The sequence below is a fragment of the Nonomuraea sp. NPDC003727 genome (assembly GCF_053586935.1).
In genome coordinates, this window is record NZ_JBSFNE010000003.1 from 468,759 (window position 1) to 487,916 (window position 19,158).

Annotated in this window: 21 protein-coding genes; 10 read left to right on the forward strand and 11 right to left on the reverse strand. The window is 72.9% G+C overall.

Translation table 11 applies throughout. The features are described 5' to 3' along the window. Positions 1–101: 101 nt before the first annotated feature. Positions 102–851 carry a bestrophin-like domain gene (locus ACWDLG_RS10930; RefSeq protein ID WP_449918355.1) on the forward strand — a complete coding sequence of 250 codons (750 nt, stop codon included), beginning with the start codon at positions 102–104 and terminating at the stop codon, positions 849–851. Continuing rightward, positions 848–2,242, forward strand: coding sequence for a hypothetical protein (locus tag ACWDLG_RS10935; protein WP_449918357.1), 1,395 nt, complete (start codon positions 848–850; stop codon positions 2,240–2,242). The genes ACWDLG_RS10930 and ACWDLG_RS10935 overlap by 4 nt, the downstream gene beginning before the upstream one ends. 195 nt (positions 2,243–2,437) lie before the next feature. Here ACWDLG_RS10935 and ACWDLG_RS10940 read toward each other — a convergent pair whose 3' ends face one another. Next, entirely contained in the window at positions 2,438–3,355 is a 918-nt protein-coding gene (locus tag ACWDLG_RS10940) for a zinc-binding dehydrogenase (RefSeq protein WP_449918359.1), read from the reverse strand. 78 nt (positions 3,356–3,433) lie between these two features. Here ACWDLG_RS10940 and ACWDLG_RS10945 point away from each other — a divergent pair, with 78 nt between their 5' ends. Both ACWDLG_RS10945 and ACWDLG_RS10950 read left to right on the forward strand, forming a co-directional pair. Beyond that, positions 3,434–4,507 (forward strand): winged helix DNA-binding domain-containing protein, encoded by a 1,074-nt coding sequence (locus ACWDLG_RS10945; protein WP_449918362.1) that lies wholly within the window; start codon positions 3,434–3,436, stop codon positions 4,505–4,507. Between the two features lie 178 nt (positions 4,508–4,685). Then, positions 4,686–7,346 carry a BTAD domain-containing putative transcriptional regulator gene (locus ACWDLG_RS10950; RefSeq protein ID WP_449918365.1) on the forward strand — a complete coding sequence of 887 codons (2,661 nt, stop codon included), beginning with the start codon at positions 4,686–4,688 and terminating at the stop codon, positions 7,344–7,346. A gap of 67 nt (positions 7,347–7,413) precedes the next feature. Here the strand turns inward: ACWDLG_RS10950 and ACWDLG_RS10955 are convergent, their stop codons facing one another. Further along, positions 7,414–8,706, reverse strand: a complete 1,293-nt coding sequence (locus ACWDLG_RS10955) for an FAD-dependent monooxygenase (RefSeq protein ID WP_449918367.1) — start codon at positions 8,704–8,706, stop codon at positions 7,414–7,416. A gap of 95 nt (positions 8,707–8,801) precedes the next feature. Between ACWDLG_RS10955 and ACWDLG_RS10960 the strand changes: the two genes are divergently transcribed. Further along, positions 8,802–9,299: a cysteine hydrolase family protein gene (locus ACWDLG_RS10960; RefSeq protein ID WP_449918369.1), complete on the forward strand. Its 498-nt coding sequence runs from the start codon at positions 8,802–8,804 to the stop codon at positions 9,297–9,299. Between the two features lie 33 nt (positions 9,300–9,332). Here ACWDLG_RS10960 and ACWDLG_RS10965 read toward each other — a convergent pair whose 3' ends face one another. Then, complete coding sequence (locus ACWDLG_RS10965) at positions 9,333–9,731, reverse strand: MerR family transcriptional regulator (RefSeq protein WP_449918372.1); 399 nt, start codon at positions 9,729–9,731, stop codon at positions 9,333–9,335. 65 nt (positions 9,732–9,796) lie between these two features. Here ACWDLG_RS10965 and ACWDLG_RS10970 point away from each other — a divergent pair, with 65 nt between their 5' ends. Then, entirely contained in the window at positions 9,797–11,020 is a 1,224-nt protein-coding gene (locus ACWDLG_RS10970; protein ID WP_449918373.1) for an MFS transporter, read from the forward strand. A 187-nt stretch (positions 11,021–11,207) separates the two neighbouring features. Here the strand turns inward: ACWDLG_RS10970 and ACWDLG_RS10975 are convergent, their stop codons facing one another. Genes ACWDLG_RS10975 through ACWDLG_RS11000 form a run of 6 tightly spaced genes read right to left on the reverse strand, consistent with a single transcriptional unit; the run spans position 11,208 to position 14,025 of the window. Then, a complete protein-coding gene (locus tag ACWDLG_RS10975; protein ID WP_449918374.1) occupies positions 11,208–11,537 on the reverse strand; it encodes a hypothetical protein in 330 nt (109 codons plus the stop codon). Then, positions 11,531–12,052, reverse strand: coding sequence for a hypothetical protein (locus tag ACWDLG_RS10980; RefSeq protein ID WP_449918377.1), 522 nt, complete (start codon positions 12,050–12,052; stop codon positions 11,531–11,533). The genes ACWDLG_RS10975 and ACWDLG_RS10980 overlap by 7 nt, the downstream gene beginning before the upstream one ends. Positions 12,053–12,106: 54 nt before the next feature. Next, positions 12,107–12,271 carry a hypothetical protein gene (locus tag ACWDLG_RS10985; RefSeq protein ID WP_449918380.1) on the reverse strand — a complete coding sequence of 55 codons (165 nt, stop codon included), beginning with the start codon at positions 12,269–12,271 and terminating at the stop codon, positions 12,107–12,109. Then, positions 12,259–12,795: a hypothetical protein gene (locus tag ACWDLG_RS10990; protein ID WP_449918382.1), complete on the reverse strand. Its 537-nt coding sequence runs from the start codon at positions 12,793–12,795 to the stop codon at positions 12,259–12,261. Before ACWDLG_RS10990 ends, ACWDLG_RS10985 begins: the two co-directional genes overlap by 13 nt. Then, positions 12,785–13,300, reverse strand: coding sequence for a hypothetical protein (locus ACWDLG_RS10995; protein WP_449918385.1), 516 nt, complete (start codon positions 13,298–13,300; stop codon positions 12,785–12,787). The genes ACWDLG_RS10990 and ACWDLG_RS10995 overlap by 11 nt, the downstream gene beginning before the upstream one ends. Then, the gene (locus tag ACWDLG_RS11000) at positions 13,297–14,025 is read right to left on the reverse strand and encodes a hypothetical protein (RefSeq protein ID WP_449918388.1); all 729 of its coding nucleotides are present in this window, start codon (positions 14,023–14,025) and stop codon (positions 13,297–13,299) included. The genes ACWDLG_RS10995 and ACWDLG_RS11000 overlap by 4 nt, the downstream gene beginning before the upstream one ends. 169 nt (positions 14,026–14,194) lie before the next feature. Between ACWDLG_RS11000 and ACWDLG_RS11005 the strand changes: the two genes are divergently transcribed. After that, a complete protein-coding gene (locus ACWDLG_RS11005; protein ID WP_449918391.1) occupies positions 14,195–14,782 on the forward strand; it encodes a hypothetical protein in 588 nt (195 codons plus the stop codon). 40 nt (positions 14,783–14,822) lie between these two features. On the opposite strand, the gene ACWDLG_RS11010 is transcribed toward ACWDLG_RS11005, so the two are convergent. Next, on the reverse strand, positions 14,823–15,710 hold the full coding sequence (locus ACWDLG_RS11010) for a phosphotransferase enzyme family protein (protein ID WP_449918394.1): 888 nt from the start codon (positions 15,708–15,710) through the stop codon (positions 14,823–14,825). Positions 15,711–15,826: 116 nt separating this feature from the next. On the opposite strand from ACWDLG_RS11010, the gene ACWDLG_RS11015 reads away from it, so the two are divergent. Beyond that, positions 15,827–16,861 carry a fatty acid desaturase family protein gene (locus ACWDLG_RS11015; RefSeq protein ID WP_449918396.1) on the forward strand — a complete coding sequence of 345 codons (1,035 nt, stop codon included), beginning with the start codon at positions 15,827–15,829 and terminating at the stop codon, positions 16,859–16,861. On the opposite strand, the gene ACWDLG_RS11020 is transcribed toward ACWDLG_RS11015, so the two are convergent. Then, positions 16,835–17,068 (reverse strand): hypothetical protein, encoded by a 234-nt coding sequence (locus ACWDLG_RS11020; protein WP_354914428.1) that lies wholly within the window; start codon positions 17,066–17,068, stop codon positions 16,835–16,837. The genes ACWDLG_RS11015 and ACWDLG_RS11020 overlap by 27 nt on opposite strands. Positions 17,069–17,392: 324 nt before the next feature. On the opposite strand from ACWDLG_RS11020, the gene ACWDLG_RS11025 reads away from it, so the two are divergent. Together ACWDLG_RS11025 and ACWDLG_RS11030 are read left to right on the forward strand one after the other, a co-directional pair. Continuing rightward, on the forward strand, positions 17,393–18,478 hold the full coding sequence (locus tag ACWDLG_RS11025) for a sensor histidine kinase (protein ID WP_449918398.1): 1,086 nt from the start codon (positions 17,393–17,395) through the stop codon (positions 18,476–18,478). Then, entirely contained in the window at positions 18,475–19,143 is a 669-nt protein-coding gene (locus tag ACWDLG_RS11030; protein ID WP_449918401.1) for a response regulator, read from the forward strand. The genes ACWDLG_RS11025 and ACWDLG_RS11030 overlap by 4 nt, the downstream gene beginning before the upstream one ends. The last annotated feature ends 15 nt before the right edge of the window (positions 19,144–19,158 follow it).

Below are 19,158 nucleotides of genomic sequence, written 5' to 3' on the forward strand. Positions count from 1 at the left end.
CATGCCCCTTGGTCGGACACCGCCGGGCGTTCTCGACACGCCGCGGAGAAAATCTTTGCGTGTTCGCGACGTGACACACCGTAGTCACTAGAGTCTGGGTCATGCTTGCCCTGATTGCCGCCGTGGCGGCCGCCGTCGCCGTGGTCGCGCTCACCGCCTTCCTGTTCAGGAAGCTTGGCACCGAGGACCGCGACCCGGGTGGCCCGTCCACCGGCCACGCGGGCGCGATGCTGTCGGCGCTCTTCCTCCTGGTGTTCGCGATCGCCATCATCGTGCCGTGGACCACGGCCGACGCCGCCCGCCAGAACACCTTCGCCGAAGGCCAGGCGGCGGTGGAGACCTACTGGGCCGCCGGCGACCTGCCCGAGGCCGACAAGATGTGGATACGGCAGAGCCTGAACGACTACGTCAGGTTCGTCGTGCGCGACGAATGGCCGCTGATGGCGGAGGGCCGGATGTCGCCCGAGGGCGGAGCGCGCCTCGACGCGCTGCGCAACAGGATCGACGCGGCCGAGCTCGACGCGAACGCCAAGGCGCAGGTGCTCGACAAGGTCGAGGAGCTGTCGGCGTCGCGCAGCCGCAGGGCCGCCGACGCGGGCACCACGCCGCCCGCGGGACTGCTGTGGCTGACCGTGCTGACCGGGATCGTGGTGATCGTCTTCCCGTTCCTCGCGGGGGCGCGGCCGCGCGGACTCACCCTGGTGCCGCTGATGGCGATGGCAGGGATGCTGGGCGTCGGCATCTACCTGACCTGGGACATCTCGCACGCGTTCGCGGGGGCGCTGGCGGTGGGGCCTGAGGCGTTGCAGGCCGCGCTGCAGGAGTTCCAGCGGATCGCGGGGAGCGCGTGAGGGCGGCGGCACTGGTGGCGGGCGCGCTCTGCCTGGGCCCCGCCCTGCCCACCATGCCCCAGCCGTCCGCCACCCCCGACCCCGCCCTCCCGACCTCCGCCGCCCTCTCCCTTCGCACGTCCGCCGCCCCCGGCTCCGCCCTTCCCACCTCCACCGCCGTCTCCCCTCGCACGCCCGCCGCCCCCGGCTCCGCCCTTCCCACCTCCACCGCCGTCTCCCCTCGCACGCCCGCCACCACCGGCTCCGCCCTTCCCACCTCCACCGCCGTCTCCCCTCGCACGCCCGCCACCACCGGCTCCGCCCTCCTCAACCCGCGGAAGAGCACCACCACGTCCCACCCCGTGACCGCAGCCCGAGAGATCGCCCCCTCCCACCCCGTGACCGCTTCCCGCAAGACCGCTACCTCCCCCGCCGCGGTCGGCACCCGCGGTACCGCCGCCTCCGCCCCAGCGGTGGCGGCGCGGAAGAACCTCACCCCCGACGCGACAGGCACGACCCCGAAGAACATCACCCCCGGCCCGGCGACCACCGCCCAGAGGAACGTCACCACCGACGCGACAGGCACGACCCCGAAGAACGTCACCCCTGAGCTGGCAGCGACGGCGCAGAAGAACATCACGCCCGGCCGGGCAACCACGGCCCAAAGGGACGTCACCACCGACGTGACAGGCGCGGCCTCGAAGAACGTCACCGCATACCCGGCGAGCATGGCGCACGACAGCGCCGTCTCCGGCCCGGCGGTCGCGGCGCGGAAGAAGGTCACCGCCTACCCGGCGATCGGGGCCCGCGGAGGCGCCGCAGGGAGCGGCTACGGTCCGCGCCTCGCGCGCCGGGCGGGCGCCCGCCCGGTGGCGGTGCACCAGAAGGACGTCACGCCCGAGGACGAGGCGGACGAGCAGGGGTGGGTGAGCGTGACGGCACCGGGCCCCGGTGACAACGCGGTCGAGGTGAGCGTCGGCGTCGCGGTGTGCATCAGCGTGGCGAACGTGGTGGTCCAGGTCGGGCCGGACGCCTGCCAGCCCCCTCCGCCGCCCCCCGCGCCCCCCACGCCGCCCTCCCCCACCCCCCAGCCCCCGGAGCCCGAGCCCGAGCCGAAGCCGCAGCCGCCGCCGCCGCCCGAGCCGACCCCCGCCCCCACCCGGCCGAGAAGCAAGCCGCCCAGGCCCACGCCCCGTCCTGAGCCGGTCCTGCCCGTGCGCGCCCGTCCACCGGTCAAGACGCCGGAGGCCACGCCGACACCCTCGAAGCCGCCCGTGCCGCAACATGTCCACGCCAAGCCGGAGGAACCGAAGCCTCAGCGGCGCAATCCGATGCGTTCGGTGCTGTTCCTGGTCGTGCTGACCACGGTGATCGCCTCGACCACCGCGGTCGCGTTCGGCGCGATCAGATAGGGGGACCCGCGACCGCCCGGCGTGACCGAGGAGGGGACCGGCGACCGCCCGGCGTGACCGGTTCGGCGCGATCGGGGAGGGAAACCCCGGCCGCCGGGCGGGATCACATAGGGAAGCCGGGCGGGATCACATAGGGAAACCGTGCCGCCCGGCGCGGCCGGCGAGAGGAACCCCGGCGGGTCGGGTGTGCCGGGGTCAGATGACCAGCAGGGTCTTGCCCGTGGTCTGGCGGGTCTCGATCGCGCGGTGTGCCGCGGCCGCCTCCTCCAGCGGGTAGGTCTGCCCGATCGTCGGCACCAGCTGCCCCTCGGCGGCCAGTTCCAGCGCCCTGGCGACCAGCCGGCGAAGTTCGTCCTGGCTGGGCGGTCCGCCGCGCTCGATGACGGTGATCGGCAGGCCGTCCGTCCTCGACCACGATCCGCTCGCCATGCCGTACAGGCTGGCTCGGCCGCCGGGGCGGAGGGCGGTCAGCGCCTCGGTGCCCACGTTGCCGCCGACCCCGTCGAAGACCACGTCGACCTCGAGGGAGCGGGCCCATCCTTCGGCCGAGTAGTCGACGTAGGAGCCGAAGCGCTCCACGAGTTCGCGCTTGCCGCGCGCGGCCCCGGTCACGACGGCCCCGGCGGCCTTGGCCAGTTGCAGGAGCAGGCCGCCGACGCCGCCGCCGGCGGCCAGCACCAGGACGCGCTCGCCGGGCTTGATCTCCGCCTGCTCGTGGAGCATCACCGCGGTACGCCCGTCGGCGAGCAACGCCACCGCGTCGCGCAGCGGCACGCCGTCCGGCACGGGTACGGCATCGGCGGCGGCGGCCACGGCCAGCGAGGCGTAACCGCCCGCGCCGCCGGTGGTCGTCACCACTGTCGTTCCGACCAGCCCCTGGTCGACGCCTGGACCGACGGCGACGATCCTGCCGCCGACGCCGTTGCCGGGCGTGCGGGGCAGCGCGGGCGGCGCGAAGGGCCCGGTTCCCGCCCTCACCTGGGTCTCGACGAAGGTGATGCTCGCGAACGCCACCTCCACCAGCACCTGGCCCTCGCCGGGGGCAGGGTCGTCAACCGTGCGTGGCCGCAACACCTCGGGCCCGCCGAACTCGTCCATCACGATCGCTCTCATGCACCCACTCTATCGGAGCGATTCGCTCCGCATGAATAGCGGAACGAATCGTGCCGCAATGGCTCCTACGCTGAGACCATGAACTGGAACGCCCGTCGTCTCGCGCGCCACTTCCCCCAGCAGGGCGGCCCCGCCGACGTCGTCGCCGCGATGTGCGGGGCGCACGCGCAGATCCTGTCCGCCGCCGAGCTGTCGGTCAGCCTCCGGCTGCCCGGCACCACCAGGGTGGACGTCCGCGAGGCGCTGTGGACCGAGCGCAGCCTGACCAAGACGTACGGCCCGCGCGGCACCGTGCACCTGCTCCCCACCGCCGACCTGGCCATGTGGACGGGCGCCCTCTCGTCCATCCCCGCGGGGCGCGTCGACCTGCTCACCCCCGACCAGATCGAGAAGGTCGTCGAGGCGATCGGCAGCGCGCTCAAGGACCGGGCACTCACGATCGACGAGCTGGACGAGGCGGTCGTCGACATCGCGGGCCCCTGGGCGGGCGACCGCGTCATGGACGCCTTCCAGACGAAGTGGTCGCGCTGGCGCCAGGCGACCCACCTGGCGGCGCACCGGGGCGTGCTCGCGTTCGGGCCCAACCAGGGCCGCAAGGTGACCTACACCAGCCCGGACGTACGGCCCGCCGACCCCGGGACCGCGCAGGCCGAGCTGCTCAGGGCCTACCTCCACTCCTACGGCCCGGCCACGCCCCAGCACTTCGCCCGATGGCTGGCGGCGCCCGTCACCTGGGCGGCCAGGGTGTTCGAGCGGGCGGCGCTCGACGAGGTCGAAGGCGGCTGGGTGAACGCGGGCGACACCGAGGCGGCCAGCGAGCCGGCGAGAGGCGTGCGGCTGCTGCCGTACTTCGACGCCTTCGTGGTCGGCTCGCATCCGCGCGAGCAGCTGTTCCCCGGCAGGGCGTGGGACCGCGCGCTGGGCGGCGGACAGGCGGGCAACTATCCGGTGCTGCTGGTCGACGGGATCGTGGCGGGGGTGTGGCACCAGCGCCGGTCCGGCAGGCGCCTGGACGTCACCGTGGAACCGCTCGACGAGCTGAGCGCCGCGCAGCTGAAGGAGCTGGACGAGCAGGTCGGCAGGGTGGGCGAGATCCTGGAGGCCACCCCTCGGCTGACGATCGGCACGATCACCGTGGGGCCGCACGCGTAGCCGATCGGCGCGCTCCGTCCGGTGGCGGTGTTCAGAGGTGGGCACCAGGTCAGGTGACGTGGTTCGCGGGTGGACAGCGGGTCAGGTGACGAGGCCGGCGGCAGGGTGTGCGGGTGGGCAGCGGGTCAGGTGACGGGGTCGGTGACGGTGTCCGGAAGGGGCACGCTTGGATGTGGGCATGCGCATCGGGATACTCGGCCCCCTCCACGTGCCAGGCGCGACGGTTCGCGGCGCCCTGCCGCGCGCGCTGCTGGTCAGGCTGGCGCTCGACCCCGGCAGGGTGGTGGCGGCCGAACGCCTCGTCGACGACCTCTGGCAGGACGACCCGCCCGCGCACCCGGCCGCCGCGCTCCAGTCGCTCGTCTCGCGCGCACGCAGGGAGGTTCCTGGCCTGATCGTCACGCATCCGTCCGGCTACCTGCTCGACGTGCGGGCCGACGACGTCGACGCGTGGCGGTTCGAGCGGCTGGCGCGCGAGGGCGCGGCCGAGGAGGCGCTGTCTCTGTGGCGCGGTACGGCTCTCGCGGACGCCTCCGGCCTGCTCTTCGCCGTCGCGCCCGCCGCCCACCTCGAGGAGCTGCGCCTGGCGACGCTCGCGACGCGGATCGGGGCCGACCTGGCGCGGGGTGTCGACGCGACGGCCGAGCTCGAGGGGCTGGTCGCCGCGCATCCGCTGCGGGAGCCGTACCACGCGCTGCTGGTGCGGGCGCTGCTGTCGGCAGGGCGGCGGGCGGAGGCGCTGGAGGTGTTCGAGCGGATCAGGCGGCGGCTGGCCGACGAGCTCGGCACCGACCCCGGTCGCGAGCTGCTCGACGCCTACGAGGCGGCGCTGCGGGAGGATCCGGGCTCGACGCTGCCCGCCCAGCTGACCAGCTTCGTCGGGCGTGCCGCCGACGTGGCCAGGGTGCGCGAGCTGCTCGGCGTCGCCAGGCTGGTCACGCTGACCGGTCCGGGCGGCGCGGGCAAGACGCGGCTGGCGATCGAGACCGCCGCCACTCTCAGGGTTCCCGACGGTGTGTGGCTGATCCCGCTCGCGCCCGCGTCGGACGTGCTGACCGCGCTGTCCAGCGCGGTGAAGGCCGCCGATCCCGTGGCGGCGCTGCGCGGCACCTCCCCGGTGATCGTGCTGGACAACTGCGAGCACGTGATCGACCAGGCGGCCGACGTGGCGGCGCGGCTGCTGGCCGAGATCCCGGGGCTGCGCGTCATCGCCACCAGCAGGGAGCCGCTGGACATCACCGGCGAGCACCTGCACGCCGTGCCGCCGCTGGACGAGGTGGCGGCCGTCGAGCTGTTCCGCGACCGCGCGGCCGCCGCCAGGTCGGGGCTCGACCTGTCCGGTGTGGCGGACATCTGCCGCGAGCTCGACGGCATCCCGCTGGCGATCGAGCTGGCCGCCGCGCGGCTACGGACCCTGTCGCCCGCGCAGCTGGCCGCCCAGCTCGGTGACCGGTTGTCGTTGCGCGGCAGCCGTACGGCCGAGCCCCGGCACCGCACGCTGCGCGCCGTGATCGACTGGAGCTGGGAGCTGCTGTCGCCCGGCGAGCGGCGGCTGCTGGCCAGGATGTCGGTGTTCTCCGGCGGTGCCACCTACGAGGCGGTGCGCGAGGTGTGCGGGCCCGGCATCGAGTCGCTGGTGGACAAGTCGCTGGTGACGTTCACGGGCGAGCGCTACACCGTGCTGGAGACCGTGCGCCGTTACGCCGCGGAGAAGCTCGACGACCCGTCGGTCGTGGCCGCCCACGACCGCTACTACACCGCGCTGGCCGAGCGGGCCGACGCCACCCTCAGGACGGAACGGCAGCTCGAAGGGCTGGCGGTGTTCGAGGCCGAGCAGGCCAACCTCGACGCCGCCCTCGGCCGTACCGGCGATCCGCTCAGGCTCTTCCTGGCCAGGACCTGGCTGTGGATCATGCGGGGCCGGCGGCGGGAGGCCCGGGCGTGGGCGTCCAGGATGCCCGCGGGGGACGGGTTCGCGGCCGAGCTGTGCGCGGCGATCATCGGCGGCGAGCCGGGTCCGGCGCTGCTGGCCTCCGACCATCCCGCGGCGCTGGCCTGGTGGGGGCTGACCGGCGCGGCCGCCGCGCCCGGCGACGTCATGGCGCGGGTGCGAGGGTCGCTGGCCAGGCTCGGCGACCACCCCGACCCGTGGATCAGGTCGACGGTGCGGCTGATCGCGGGCATCGTCGAGTTCGAGTACGGCACGCCCGGCGCGGCCGACGCCCTGCTGGCGACCGCCCTCGACGGCTACAGCGCGACCGGCGACCGCTGGGGCAAGGCCATGACCCTCACCTGGCTGTCCCTCGCCGCGGAGAACCGCGGCGAGACGGCCCGAGCGCTGTCCTTCGCCACGGAGTCCGTACGGCACGCCACGGCCATCGGCGGCCTGGAGGCGATCCCCGGCCCCGTGATGCTCAGGGTGCGCTTGGCCCAGCTGCATGCCAGGCTCGGCGACTTCGCCGCCGCCGGGGCGGCGCTCGACCAGGCGTGGGAGGCGGCCGAGTCCGACCCGGTGGCCCGCGCCCGCGTCCTGCACGGTCGGGGCGAGCTGGCGCGGCGCGGCGGCGATCCCGTGACGGCCGCGAAGCTGTTGCGCGAGGCGCTGACGCTCGTCGAGAGAGCGCCCGCGCAGCTGGTGGCGCTCATCCATCTGGAGCTGGCCACGGCGTCGGGCTCGCGCGACCACGCGGACATGGCGCTGGAGCTGACGGCGGGGTGCGACGACAAGACCGTGCGGGCGACCGTGCTGGAGGGCGCGGCGGCGTGGCGGCCCGCCCCCGAGGCGGCCGCCATGGTGGCCGAGGCCCGTCGGCTACGCGGTCTCGACACCGAGCCGTGAACCGGTGGGCGCCCCCAACGCAGTGCCGGTGGGCGCACGCAACGCCGTGCCGGTGGGCGCACGCTCGCTACGCGGTCTCCACGCCGAGCCGTGACAGGTAGGCGCGCACGCCCGCCTCGTCGCCGTCGTAGCCGACGTAGCCGTCGGGCCGGACGAGCAGCACGCCCTCCTGGCCCGGCAGCGGGGGCAGCACCCGCACCGCGTCGCCGTATCGCTCGGTGGTGTCGGCGAGCAGCGTGAACCGGCCGCCGCCGTACACGCCCGGCACCCGCTCACCGCCGCGTGGCCCCTCCGACAGCGGGCCGTACCAGTAGCCGAGGGTCAGCTGCTGCGTCTCCTCGTCCCGTGTGTGGTCGCCCTCCCTCAGCAGGCGGGTGCTCAGCCCGAGCACGTGCTCGGCGACCGGCATCCGCTCCTGCTCGTAGCTGTCGAGCAGCGGCTCGGAGCCGACGGCCAGCTTCCAGCCGAGGTTGTAGGCGTCCTGCACGCCGGTGTTCAGCCCCTGGCCGCCGGCGGGCGAGTGGACGTGCGCCGCGTCGCCGGCCAGGAAGACCCTGCCCACCCTGAACCGCTCGGCCATCCTGATGTTGACCCGGTACTCCGACCGCCAGACCACCTCCGTCGGCTTCACGCCCGCGTGCTCGTCCAGGATCCGCGTCACGTCGTCCTCCCCGGTGTAGGGGGCGGTGAGCTGGAACAGGTCCGTTCCCGGCAGCGGGCACAGGCTCACGTCGAGCTTGCGGCTCGCCATGTCGCCCCACAGGTGCCAGTGCTCCCTGTCGACGTCGGGGACCTTCACGTCGGCCAGCAGCATCCGCTCGCTCTCGAACGTCTCCCCCACGAACCCGACGCCCAGCGCCTTGCGCACGGTGCTGCGCCCGCCGTCCGCGCCCACCAGGTAGGCGCACCTGATCCGCTCGCCGTCGGCGAGCGTGGCCGTCACCCCCTCGGCGTCCTGCTCGAACGCCGTGACCTCCACGCCCAGTTCCACCTCGTGGCCGAGCCGCGCCAGCCGCTCCCTGAGGATCCGCTCGGTGCGCCACTGCGGCTGCATGATCACCATCGGGTACGGCACGCTCGCGCTGGGCTCCTTCGGCTCGTGCATGCGGCCCTCCCACACCGTCTGCCCGTCCTTGTAGGCGCGCAGCGGGGGATAGACCGCGCCCGTCGCCAGGATCTCGTCGATGACCCCCATGTCGTGGAAGATCTCGAGCGTGCGCGGCTGCAGCCCCTTGCCCCGCACACCCTCGGGGTGCACGGGAGACTTCTCCACGATGCGCAGGTCGACGCCGCGGCGGGCCAGCTCGATGGCGAGGGTCAGTCCGGTCGGCCCGGAGCCGACGATGAGAACGTGTGTCATGCCGCTCACCCTGCACGGCGCCGCTGTCATATCGCTGTCATGGACTGGCGGCGGCTGTCATGGCGCCGCGCGCAGTGATTCGATACGGTGTTCGGGTGCTTCTGCTCATCGACGTCCAGCGGAACATGCTGGAGCCCCCCACCCCCGTCCCGGCCTGGGAGAGCGTGTCAACGGCGATCGGCGCCCTGCTCGACCGGGCGCGTGCCGCCGGCGAGCCGGTGGTCTGGGTCCGCAACAACGGCGGGCCCCGCGATCCCGACGTGCCGGGTTCGCCGGGGTGGGAGCTGGTCCACCGGCCGCTCGAGGGTGAGCCCGTCATCGACAAGGAGGTCCCCGACTCCTTCGCCAACACCGACCTGATCGACCTGCTGCCGCCGGCCGGCCACGTGGTGGTGGCGGGCATGCAGAGCGAGTACTGCGTCCGCGAGACCTCGCTCACGGCGCTGGCCCTCGGCCACGAGGTGACGCTGGTCAGTGATGCCCACGCCACCTACGACGCCGACCGGCCGGCCGGCGAGATCGCCGCCGAGGTGGAGAGGGAGCTGGCCGCCTCGGGCGCCAGGATCGCGCGGGTCGACGAGATCACCTTCTGAGGGCGTGGGCCGTGCGCGGCCCGCCAAGGCGTGTCAGGGGGTCGCGGGGGGCTCGGGCGCCGGGCCGGGTGCGGCGTCGGCGCGGACGGCGTCGAGGTAGTCGGCGATCGCGTCCCTGTTGCGGGTCAGGCAGGAGATGCGCCGGGTCATGCGATCGCGCTCCTGTTCCAGAGTGGAGAGCATCTCCGGTGTCGCGTCGGTGAAGTGGATGATTCTGGGCTTGTCGAGGCAGGGCAGGATCTGTTTGATGATCCTGGTCGGCAGGCCCGCGTCGAGCAGCCCTCTGATCTGCAGGACCCGGTCGACGAGACGCTCGTCGTAGGTGCGGTAGCCGTTCGCGCAGCGGTCGGGGGCGATCAGCCCCTGCTCCTCGTAGTAGCGCAACAGCCGGCGGTGCGTGCCGGTCCGCTCGGACAGCTCTCCGATGCGCATGTGCTCCACCTCACACCTCGTCACATTGACCTTCACATCTATGTGATGGTTTGAGCATACGAGCCATGAGAGATCACGACACCATTGTCGGTCCCCGCGCCGCCACCGATGACCGGAAACTCCCGCTCGCCGCGCTTCTGGCGTTGACCACGGCCGCCTTCATCACCGTTCTGACCGAGGCGCTGCCCGCCGGCGTGCTTCCCGCGATGAGCGCCGACCTCGGCGTCAGCGTGTCAGCGATGGGGCAGTCCGTGACGATCTACGCGATCGGCACGGCGGTCGCGGCGATCCCGCTCTCCGCCGCCACAGCGGGGTGGTCGCGCAGGCGGTTGCTGCTGGCCGGGGTGGCGGGGTTCGCCGTCGCCAACACGGTGACGGCGGTCTCGGCGTCCTTCCCGTTGACCATGGCGGCCAGGTTCGTCGCCGGGGTGGCCGCGGGGCTGGTGTGGGCCCTGCTGGCCGGGTACGCCCGCCGGCTGGCCCCCGACCACCTGCAGGGCAAGGCGATCGCGGTCGTCATGGCGGGCATCCCGCTCGCGCTGTCGCTGGGCGTGCCCGCGGGGACCTTCCTCGGCGGGGTGCTCGGCTGGCAGGTGACGTTCTCGGTCATGACCGGGCTGGCCGTCGTCCTGGTCGCGTGGATCCTGCTGGCGGTCCCCGACCAGCCCGGACAGCGGCGTGCCGGCCGGCCGCCGATCCTGCGTACCCTCACCGTCCCCGGCGTGGCTCCCATCCTGGTCGTCACGCTGGTGTTCGTTCTGGCGCACACCATCCTCTACACCTACATCGCCACCTTCCTCGACCGGTTCGGCATGGGCGACTCGGTCGACCTCGTCCTGCTGCTGTTCGGCGCCGCCTCCCTGGTGAGCATCTGGATCGTCGGCGCGCACATCGACCGGCGGCTGCGCGCGCTCACCGTCGCGGGCACCGTCCTGGTCGCCGTGGCGGCCGCCGCCCTGGCGGTGCCGGCCGGCAGCCCCGCCCTGGTCTACGTCGCGGTGACGCTGTGGGGGCTCGGCTGGGGCGGCGTCCCCACCCTGTTGCAGACCGCCGTCGGCCAGGCGGGTGGCGAGGCGGCCGACACGGCCCAGGCGATGCTCGTCACCTTGTGGAACGCGGCCATGGCGGGCGGCGGCGTGGCCGGCGGCGTGCTGCTGAACCTCCTGGGCGCCGCCTCCTTCCCGTGGACCGTCCTGGTGCTCCTGACGCCGGTGCCGGCCGTCGTGATCGCCGCGCGCACCCACGGCTTCCCCGCCCGCCGCGCGAACCCGGCTCCCTCGAGAAGGTAGGAAAGTCTCCGCATGTCGCGCAGGGCCGTCCGGCCGCGTGAACCATTTTCCTCGGCCGGGAGACGCTGACCCACGCGGAGAACCCGGCCTGAATGCCCGGCGGTTTCTCCCTCCGGCGCCGCGAGAAAAGAAGGAATGGCGAAAGGAACGGCCGGAAAGCCGTGCGAAAGAATGGCGCGAGGGGCGGTCATCCGGTCGTGGATCGGCGCCGGGTTCTCAGGACGGTGACGGCCAGCCGGAAAGCGGCGCGGCGGCGGCCGGGGGCGACCAGCAGCGCTCCCCGCCACATCAGCCGCAACCCGCTCAGCAGCTCGGCCCGGCCGTCCTGCGTCAGGGCGATCGCCAGCGGGCGGGCGCACGGGACCTCCCCGCGCAGCACGGGGAACTCCCGTGGCAGGTGCGGGTCGCGGCAGGAACGGACGAGCACGGGCGGGGCCAGCACGCCGGACAACGCCGACGCGATGGCCGAACACCCGCCGCACCCGCTGTCGTGGACGACGACGAGTGCCTTCACCATCCGGCCGCCCAGAGGCCGAGCAGCAGGGAAGCGATGGTCCCGACCGCGGTCGCGACGGCCAGCAGCCGCTGGTTGCCGAGCCAGAGCTCCGTCCACTCCCCGTCGTCACCGTGGGTGATGCTGGCCGCCGCCATGATCCAGCGCGCCGCGGCGAAGCCCACCGCCGCGGCCATCGCGCCGGAGAACGGCACGGCGAGCAGCAGCGACACGAGCACCAGGTGAGGCAGGGCCGACGGGGAGTACGTGCGCATGCCCGTCCCCATCTCGAACCCGAACTGGATGCCGCCCAGCACCCGGCCGCGGCCGAGCACGTGCTCGGGCACGAGCCGCCGGTTCTCCGGGACCGTCAGCGTGATCAGGCCCGCCTCCCGCAGGAAAACCACCACCGCCAGGAGGGCCAGGCCCGCGAGCCGGACGTACGGCGGAAGAAGCGCCTGGAGCACGCCACCGATCGCCCCGGCGACGAGGGCGACGCTCGACGCCCCGAGCAGCAGGCCGACACCGAAGTAGGCCAACGCACCAGAACCGCGCCAGACCGACGCGCTCAGCAGGAATGCCGAGTTGTGGCTTCAAGTGCTGCCGGAGTTGGCGTACCCGGCGTTGAGGCCCGCCCAGAGGAACAGGAGGAAGGCCGGGGCCTTCACCGCCCACGGCACCGCGGCGCCGAGCACGATCGGCGCCGCGAGGACGACGGGGTGAAGGCCCAGCCTGCGAAGTGCGATCACAGGAAGCACATGGCGATCGTCAGGCCGGTGTAGCTGTCGCCGTCGTTCCAGCGGACGAAGGTGCTGGCGTCGGAGCAGCGGTAGGTGGTGCCGCTGGAGGTCCACCGCCAGGCGTTGCGCCTGCTGCAGGTGGTGACGCGCGTGGAGGTGTAGCCCTCGTCGTAGTAGCCGCGCCAGCCTTCGAAGTGGTATCCCCTCGACCCGGACGAGCAGGGGTAGCTGCCCATCCGCCAGCCGCCGAAGCAGACCTTCTTGTTGTCCACCCACCAGTTGTTGGCGCCCTCGCCGTACCCGTAGGGGTAGCCGTCACTGCAGTTGGCGGCGGTCCACTCCGAGGTGGGCCCGGCGGCGTGGGCGGCCCGCTTGGACAGGACCCACTCGAACGGCACCAGCGTGGCGGAGATCGCGCCGACCACCAGGCCGCGCAGCACGGTCCGGCGGGCGACCGGGGCGTCGGGGATGAGGCTGCGGACGAGGCTCGGGGCCGCGCCTTCGGGCGCGGTCTCGGCCGAAGGGATGAGGTCAAGACGCATGGCTGCTCCCGGAGGTCGAGAGGGAGGGGATGAGGTCGTGGAACAGGGTGGGCAGGTCGGTGTCGGCGTAGACGAACCGCCGGTCCGTGATCCGTCCCGTGGCGTCGACCGCGAGCACGCACGGGGTGTATCCCTCGTGGAGGGCGGTCCACAGGTCGGGATCGGCCACCTTCTCGACGGGTCCGTCGAAACCCTGGGCCGAGTCCGCGTGGGAGAACACCGCGACGACGCGCGTCCTGGACCGCGACACGGCCGCCGCGGCGGCCCAGACCTGCCGGCAGATGGAGCAGGAGGCGTCGAGCATGAGGACGAGCGTGCCGTCCTGGTCACGGCCGGGCCTGAGCGCGGGCGGCGCCTCGCGCACCTCGTCGTCGAGCCGGTCGCGCCCCGGTTTCAGCACGGTCTGCTCCATCATCCGCAGCCGGGCGTAGACGGCGCCGACCGCGAGGATCGCGAAGACCGACAGGAGCAGGGACAGCAGGGCGAGAGCCGTGGCGAGGCTCATCCGCCCCACACGGCCTTCACGCCCGCCAGGACGGCGGCGGCCTTGTCGTGCTCCTCGGTGCTTCTGAGCTGCGCGGCCTCGGCCGCCCGCCGGTGGAAGACGAGTTCGGTGATGGAGGTGGCGTTGGCGATGATGTAGCGCCACTCGAACGGCGTGCCGCGCACCGCGTCGGCCTGCTCGGGGTCGAGGCCCAGCGGCTCCTTCCACACCTCCGCGTCGCCCTGCGTCGCGCCCCTCCAGGTGGGCAGTTCCTCCCGCGCGCCCCGGGCGTCCTTGACCATCATGACCATCCGCTCGCTGTTGCCGATGAGCACGGTGGTGGACTGCTGGAGGTTCGCCACCGCGTCGGCCGGCACCAGCCGCGCGCCCTCCGGCGAGTCGGCGAAGGTCAGGTTCGCCACCAGGCGGTTCAGGACGGCGCGGCGGGGGGCGGGGCCGCCGAACCAGGTGGTCGCCTCGTTGTGCGGCCCCGCCCACACCAGGCAGCTGTTGGTACGGTCGGCCGCCTCGTACAGCACCAGGTCGAAGCCCGAGCGGCGGAACGTCTCGACCTTGCCGCCGGGGAAGATCTTCCTCGGGATCACCTGCCGCTGGCCGGCGGGGGCCAGGTCGAAGCTCTGGACCAGCGGGGGACCGGCGAACCGGGTGTGCGCGTGCCAGGCCAGTTGGTCGGCCTCGGGCGGAAGGGTGATGGTGACGCGGGCCCCGTCGGGAGCTAACCGCACGATTTCGGAAAGAGTCGCGACCACGCGTCCCCCTTTTTTTCCAGGTGGTGAGTCACAAGAACTTCCATAGTGTTGGATCCACGGCCGCGCCCCGTCAAGGAATTTCGGAAATCCAGAAGTAGCGCAACTATCAATGACATTCGCCGCGGTTTCAGCGTGTAATGGAGTCATGACCCGCACGGGATTCTTTCTCGCCTTTCTTTTCTCCTTTCTTCTCGCCTTTCTCGGGACAGCGACGCCCGCCCTGGCGAAAGGTGTGGACAGCGGGGTCCTCACCGGCCCGGGGCTTTCCGTCCCCCTCCGCATCAGCCCGGACGACGAGCGGACGGCGGCGAGCCTGGACCTGGTCCGGGAGGGCTCGGCGGTCACCGTCGCGCTGGTCGCCGAGCTGCCGGGCGAGTTCCGTCCCGCTCCCCCGCCCGGCGACCTGGGGCCGCGCTACCGCCTCGCCTGGCACCTGCCGGAGGACGACTCCGAAGTCGTCCAGGATCTGTATCCGTACGCCGTGGGTGCCCCCCTCGTCCACACCCCGGCGCAGCGGCACGTCGTCCGGACGGGCTGGCACCGGGCCCCGGCCTTCCTCAAGGACGCGCTGGTGGGTGTCGGCCTGCCGGCCGAGCCTCCCCGGCCGTGGCGGGCCGCCTGGTGGTGGGCGGCGGCCGCCGGGCTCGTCGTGATCGTCACGATCGCGCTGTCCTGGCGCCGCCTCGCGCGCGCGGTGGGCACGAGCCGCCGGCCGACCGGCCAGACCGGGTAGCGCACCGCGCGGGCGGGGAGCGACCCGGGAACGGCTCGCGTCAGGGGGCCAGGCTGTGGAAGAGGGCGACGCGCTCGCGGTGGTAGTCGAGGTCCTCCTCGTCGTGGACCACCCCTGCGGCGACGGCCTTGTGGAAGTAGGCGTACTCGCGGCGCAGCTTGTGCCTGATCAGCTGGGCCAGCTCCTCCTCCGTCAGCGGGGCCGCGGTGCCGCCGGCGGCGAGGTAGGCGTCGACGAACTCCTTGCCGGCGCCCAGCTCGTCGTCGCCCCACTCCAGCGCGGCGGCGGCCAGCTCGACCTCGGGGGCGCCGACGAACGTCTCGTCCCAGTCGAGGACGGCGACGACGGCGCCGTTCCTGGCGAGGGTGTTGCCGGTGTAGTAGTCGCCGTGGAGCGGGTGCCTGACCGGGTGCGTGCGGTGGAACTCGGCCAGCCACCGGTCCAACGCGGGGTCGTCGAGGCCGGCGGCGTCGCGGGGCGGCTCGCCGTACAGGCCTGACTCCTGGAAGGCGGGTGACGGGCGCGGGCCGGGACGGCAGTCGGCCAGGGCGGCGTGCAGGCGGGCCAGCAGCCGCGCGCCCTGGGCGCGCTGCTCGGGCTCGTCGGAGTCGGGCCAGCTCCCCTCGACGTACGGCCAGAGCGAGACGAGGCGGCCGTCGACCCTGATGACGGTGTCCCCGGTGGGGGTGGGCAGCGGGGCCACGGCCTCGGGCATCCGGTCGGCGGCGCGGCGGGCGACGGCGTGGCACCATTCGGCGTCGGCGGCGGCGCGTGACACGGGGCCCACCCGGACCACGTACTCGCCGAGCAGGTAGGCGGCCGACTCCTCGCCCCCGTGCAGGCGCTCACCGTCGCCGGCGGGGATGCCCCAGACGGAGGTGACGGCGCGGCGGACAGCATCGGTGAGCGGGGTGCCGGCGTAGATCATCTCTCCAGTCTGGCCGACGCGACCCCGACACGAGACCACCGAACTGACGATCGATTGCCCTGGTACGGGAGTGCACGCAAGGGTGGGGCCATTGTCCGACGCTCATGAGGAGCCCCGTGACCGACGTCCCCGTCACCGTCGAAGCCCGCGGCAGCGACTTCGCACGACTGGCACGCAAGATCAACGAAGCCGGCCTGCTGGACAGGCGGCCTCTCTACTACACGCTTCGCCTCAGCCTGGTGGGCCTTTTCTTCGCCTGCGGCTGGGTGGCGTTCGTCCTGGTGGGCGACTCCTGGTGGCAGCTGCTCGTGGCCTTCGCGCTGGCCTTGGCGTTCGCGCAGGTGGCGCTGGCCGCACACGACCTGGCGCACCGGCAGGTGTTCCGGACCCGCCGGCCGAGCGAGTTCGCCGGCCGCCTCGTGGGCAACCTGCTGATCGGCATGGGCTACGGCTGGTGGACCGACAAGCACACCCGCCACCACGCCAATCCCAACCACGAGGACCATGACCCCGACGTCTCACCCGCGGTGATCGTCTGGTCGACCGACCAGGTGGAGCGCGCCCGCGGCCTGCCCAGGTTCGTGGCGCGCTGGCAGGCGTTCCTGTTCTTCCCGCTGCTCACGCTGGAGAGCTGGCACCTGCACGTGGCCAGTTTCAAGGCGCTGCGCACCAAGGCGATGCGGCGGCGCGGCCTCGAGGGGACGCTGCTGGTGCTGCACTTCGTGTGGTACTTCGGACTGATCTTCAGCGTGCTGCCGTTCGGCATGGCCGTGGTGTTCACGCTGGTGCACCAGGCGGTCTTCGGTGTCTATCTCGGCTGCACGTTCGCGCCCAACCACAAGGGCATGCCGGTGCTCACCGCCGCCGACGAGCTGGACTTCCTTCGCAAGCAGGTGCTGACCTCGCGCAACGTCCGCGGCGGCTGGCTGGCCGACGTGGTGTTCGGCGGGCTCAACCACCAGATCGAGCACCACCTGTTCCCGAACATGCCCACGCCCAACCTGCGCAGGGCCCGGCCGATCGTGCGGGCGTACTGCGAGGACCTCGGGGTGGAGTACGTCGAGTCGGGCGTGTTCAGCTCCTACGGCCAGGCGCTCCGCCACCTTCACGAGGTCGGCCGCACGCTAAGAGGAGCCGAGGCGGGCGCGTAGCCGCTCCCGTCTCACCTCGAGCTCGGAGATCAGGACGTCCTGCTCGTCGGCCATGCTCAGCATCGCCGCCCGCTCGATCGCATCCGTCGCGCCCATGTCCCTGACCTGGGCGCGAATCTCGGCGGTCGACCCTTTCAGCTTCGCGATGTCCTCGTCGAGCCGGCGAAGCTCGTCTTCGGGCCGGCGGCGCTCATCCTGTGTGCTCATTCCGATCCCTTACCCGGCCGAAATGCCTTCAATGTGTAGAGGAGAGCGGCAAGGGCCGTGAGCGTAGGCGCCGGTGACGGTGTAGACGGCCCCCATGACCAGGGGCGGGAAGTAGCCAGGACGCGTACCGGGCCGACCCTGTCGGACAGGGCGCCGCCGAGCGGCCTGGCGATCACCGCGGCCAGGGAGAAGCCGGCCGCGCAGGCCCGCCTCGGTCTGGGACAGGTGGAAGCATTTCGCTACGTTCTGCGATGAAGGCGGGGTATGGCCCAGGCGGTGGATCGGGAGGCCGTCCGGCGCCGGTCGGCGCGACAGAATGGACGCATGAGAGTGACGATCGCGGCGGTGACGGTCATCCTGCTCGGGTCCGCGATCACCGCGCTGATGAAGTCAGGCGTCACCCTCACCGTGCTCGACGTCGTCCTGCCGCTGGTGGCGGCCGGCGCGCTGTTCTTCAGGCACCGCCATCCCGTCGCCGTCCTGCTCGTCGTGATGATCGCCACCGCGGTCTACTACCCCCTCTCCGCCCAGGACGGGCCCGTCCTGGTGGCGCCCATGCTCGCCCTCTACACCGCCGCCGACCTCGGGCACCTGGTGGCCGCGGCCACGGTCGCGGGCATGGCGCTGCTGGGCATGGGGCTGGGCGAGACCGGCGGCGTCCGGCACGTCGACGACAGCCTGTTCCTCATGATCGCCGGCTGGATGGTGGCCGTGGTGGCGAGCGGCGGCGTGACCCGCAACCGGCGCGCCTACCTCCAGGAGGCCGAACGGCGGGCCGCCGAGGCCGAGCACAGCAAGGAGGAGGAGGCCAAGCGCAGGGAGACCGAGGAGCGGCTGCGCATCGCGCGTGAGCTGCACGACGTGCTCGGCCACAACATCTCGTCGATCAACGTGCAGGCCGGGGCGGCGCTCCACGGCATCAGGAAGCGGCCGGAGGACGCCGAGGCGGCGCTTCGGGCGATCAAGGAGACCAGCAAGGAGACGCTGCGGGAGCTGCGCGCCACCCTGGGCGTCCTGCGGCAGGTGGACGAGAGGGCGCCGACCGCTCCCACGGCTGGGCTGCGGCAGCTCGACGAGCTGGTCCGGCGCACCGGCCTCGACGTCACCAGGCGGGTCTCGCACGGCGACCTTCCCGTCGAGGTGGACCTCGCCGCCGCGCGGATCGTCTCCGAGGCGCTGACGAACGTCTCCCGCCATTCGGCGGCCGGAAGCGCCCGGCTCACCATCACCGAAGAATCCGGAAAGATAGCGATAACAGTGGAAGACGACGGGCCCTCCGCCGTCTTCACGGGAGGAAGCGGGTACGGCGTGCAGGGCATGAAGGAGCGGGCGGCCGCGCTGGGCGGCACGCTGGAGGCGGGGCCGCGCCCCGAGGGCGGCTACCGCGTCGTCGCCGAGCTGCCGCTGTGATCCGCGTCCTGCTGGCCGACGACCAGACGCTGGTGCGGGCCGGGTTCCGGTCCATCCTGTCCGACGAGGACGACATCGAGGTGGTCGCCGAGGCCGCCAACGGCGTCGAGGCCGTGGCCAGGACCCGCGAGCTGCGCCCCGACGTGGTGCTCATGGACATCAGGATGCCCGAGCTCGACGGACTGGAGGCCGGGCGCCAGATCGTCACCGACCCCCGCATGGCCGGCACGAAGGTGATCATCCTCACCACCTTCGACCTCGACGACTACGTGTACGGCGCGCTCAAGGCGGGCGCCAGCGGCTTCCTGGTCAAGGACACCGAGCCCGCCGAGCTCATCCACGCCGTCAGGGTGGTGGCCCGCGGAGACGCGCTCATCGCCCCCTCGATCACCCGCAGGCTCATCGCCGAGTTCGCCGGCCGGGTCAAGCGCCCCGCCCCCGGCCCGGAGCTCAACTCGCTGACCGACCGCGAGCGCGAGGTGCTCGAACTGGTCGCGCACGGCCTGTCGAACGACGAGATCGCCACGCGGCTCGTGCTCAGCCCCGCGACCGCGAAGACCCACGTCAGCCGCATCATGACCAAGCTGAACGTGCGCGACAGGGCCCAGCTGGTCGTCCTGTCCTACGAGGCCGGTCTCGTCACGCCCGGATGGCTTACGCCCTGAGGAGTACCCGCCACG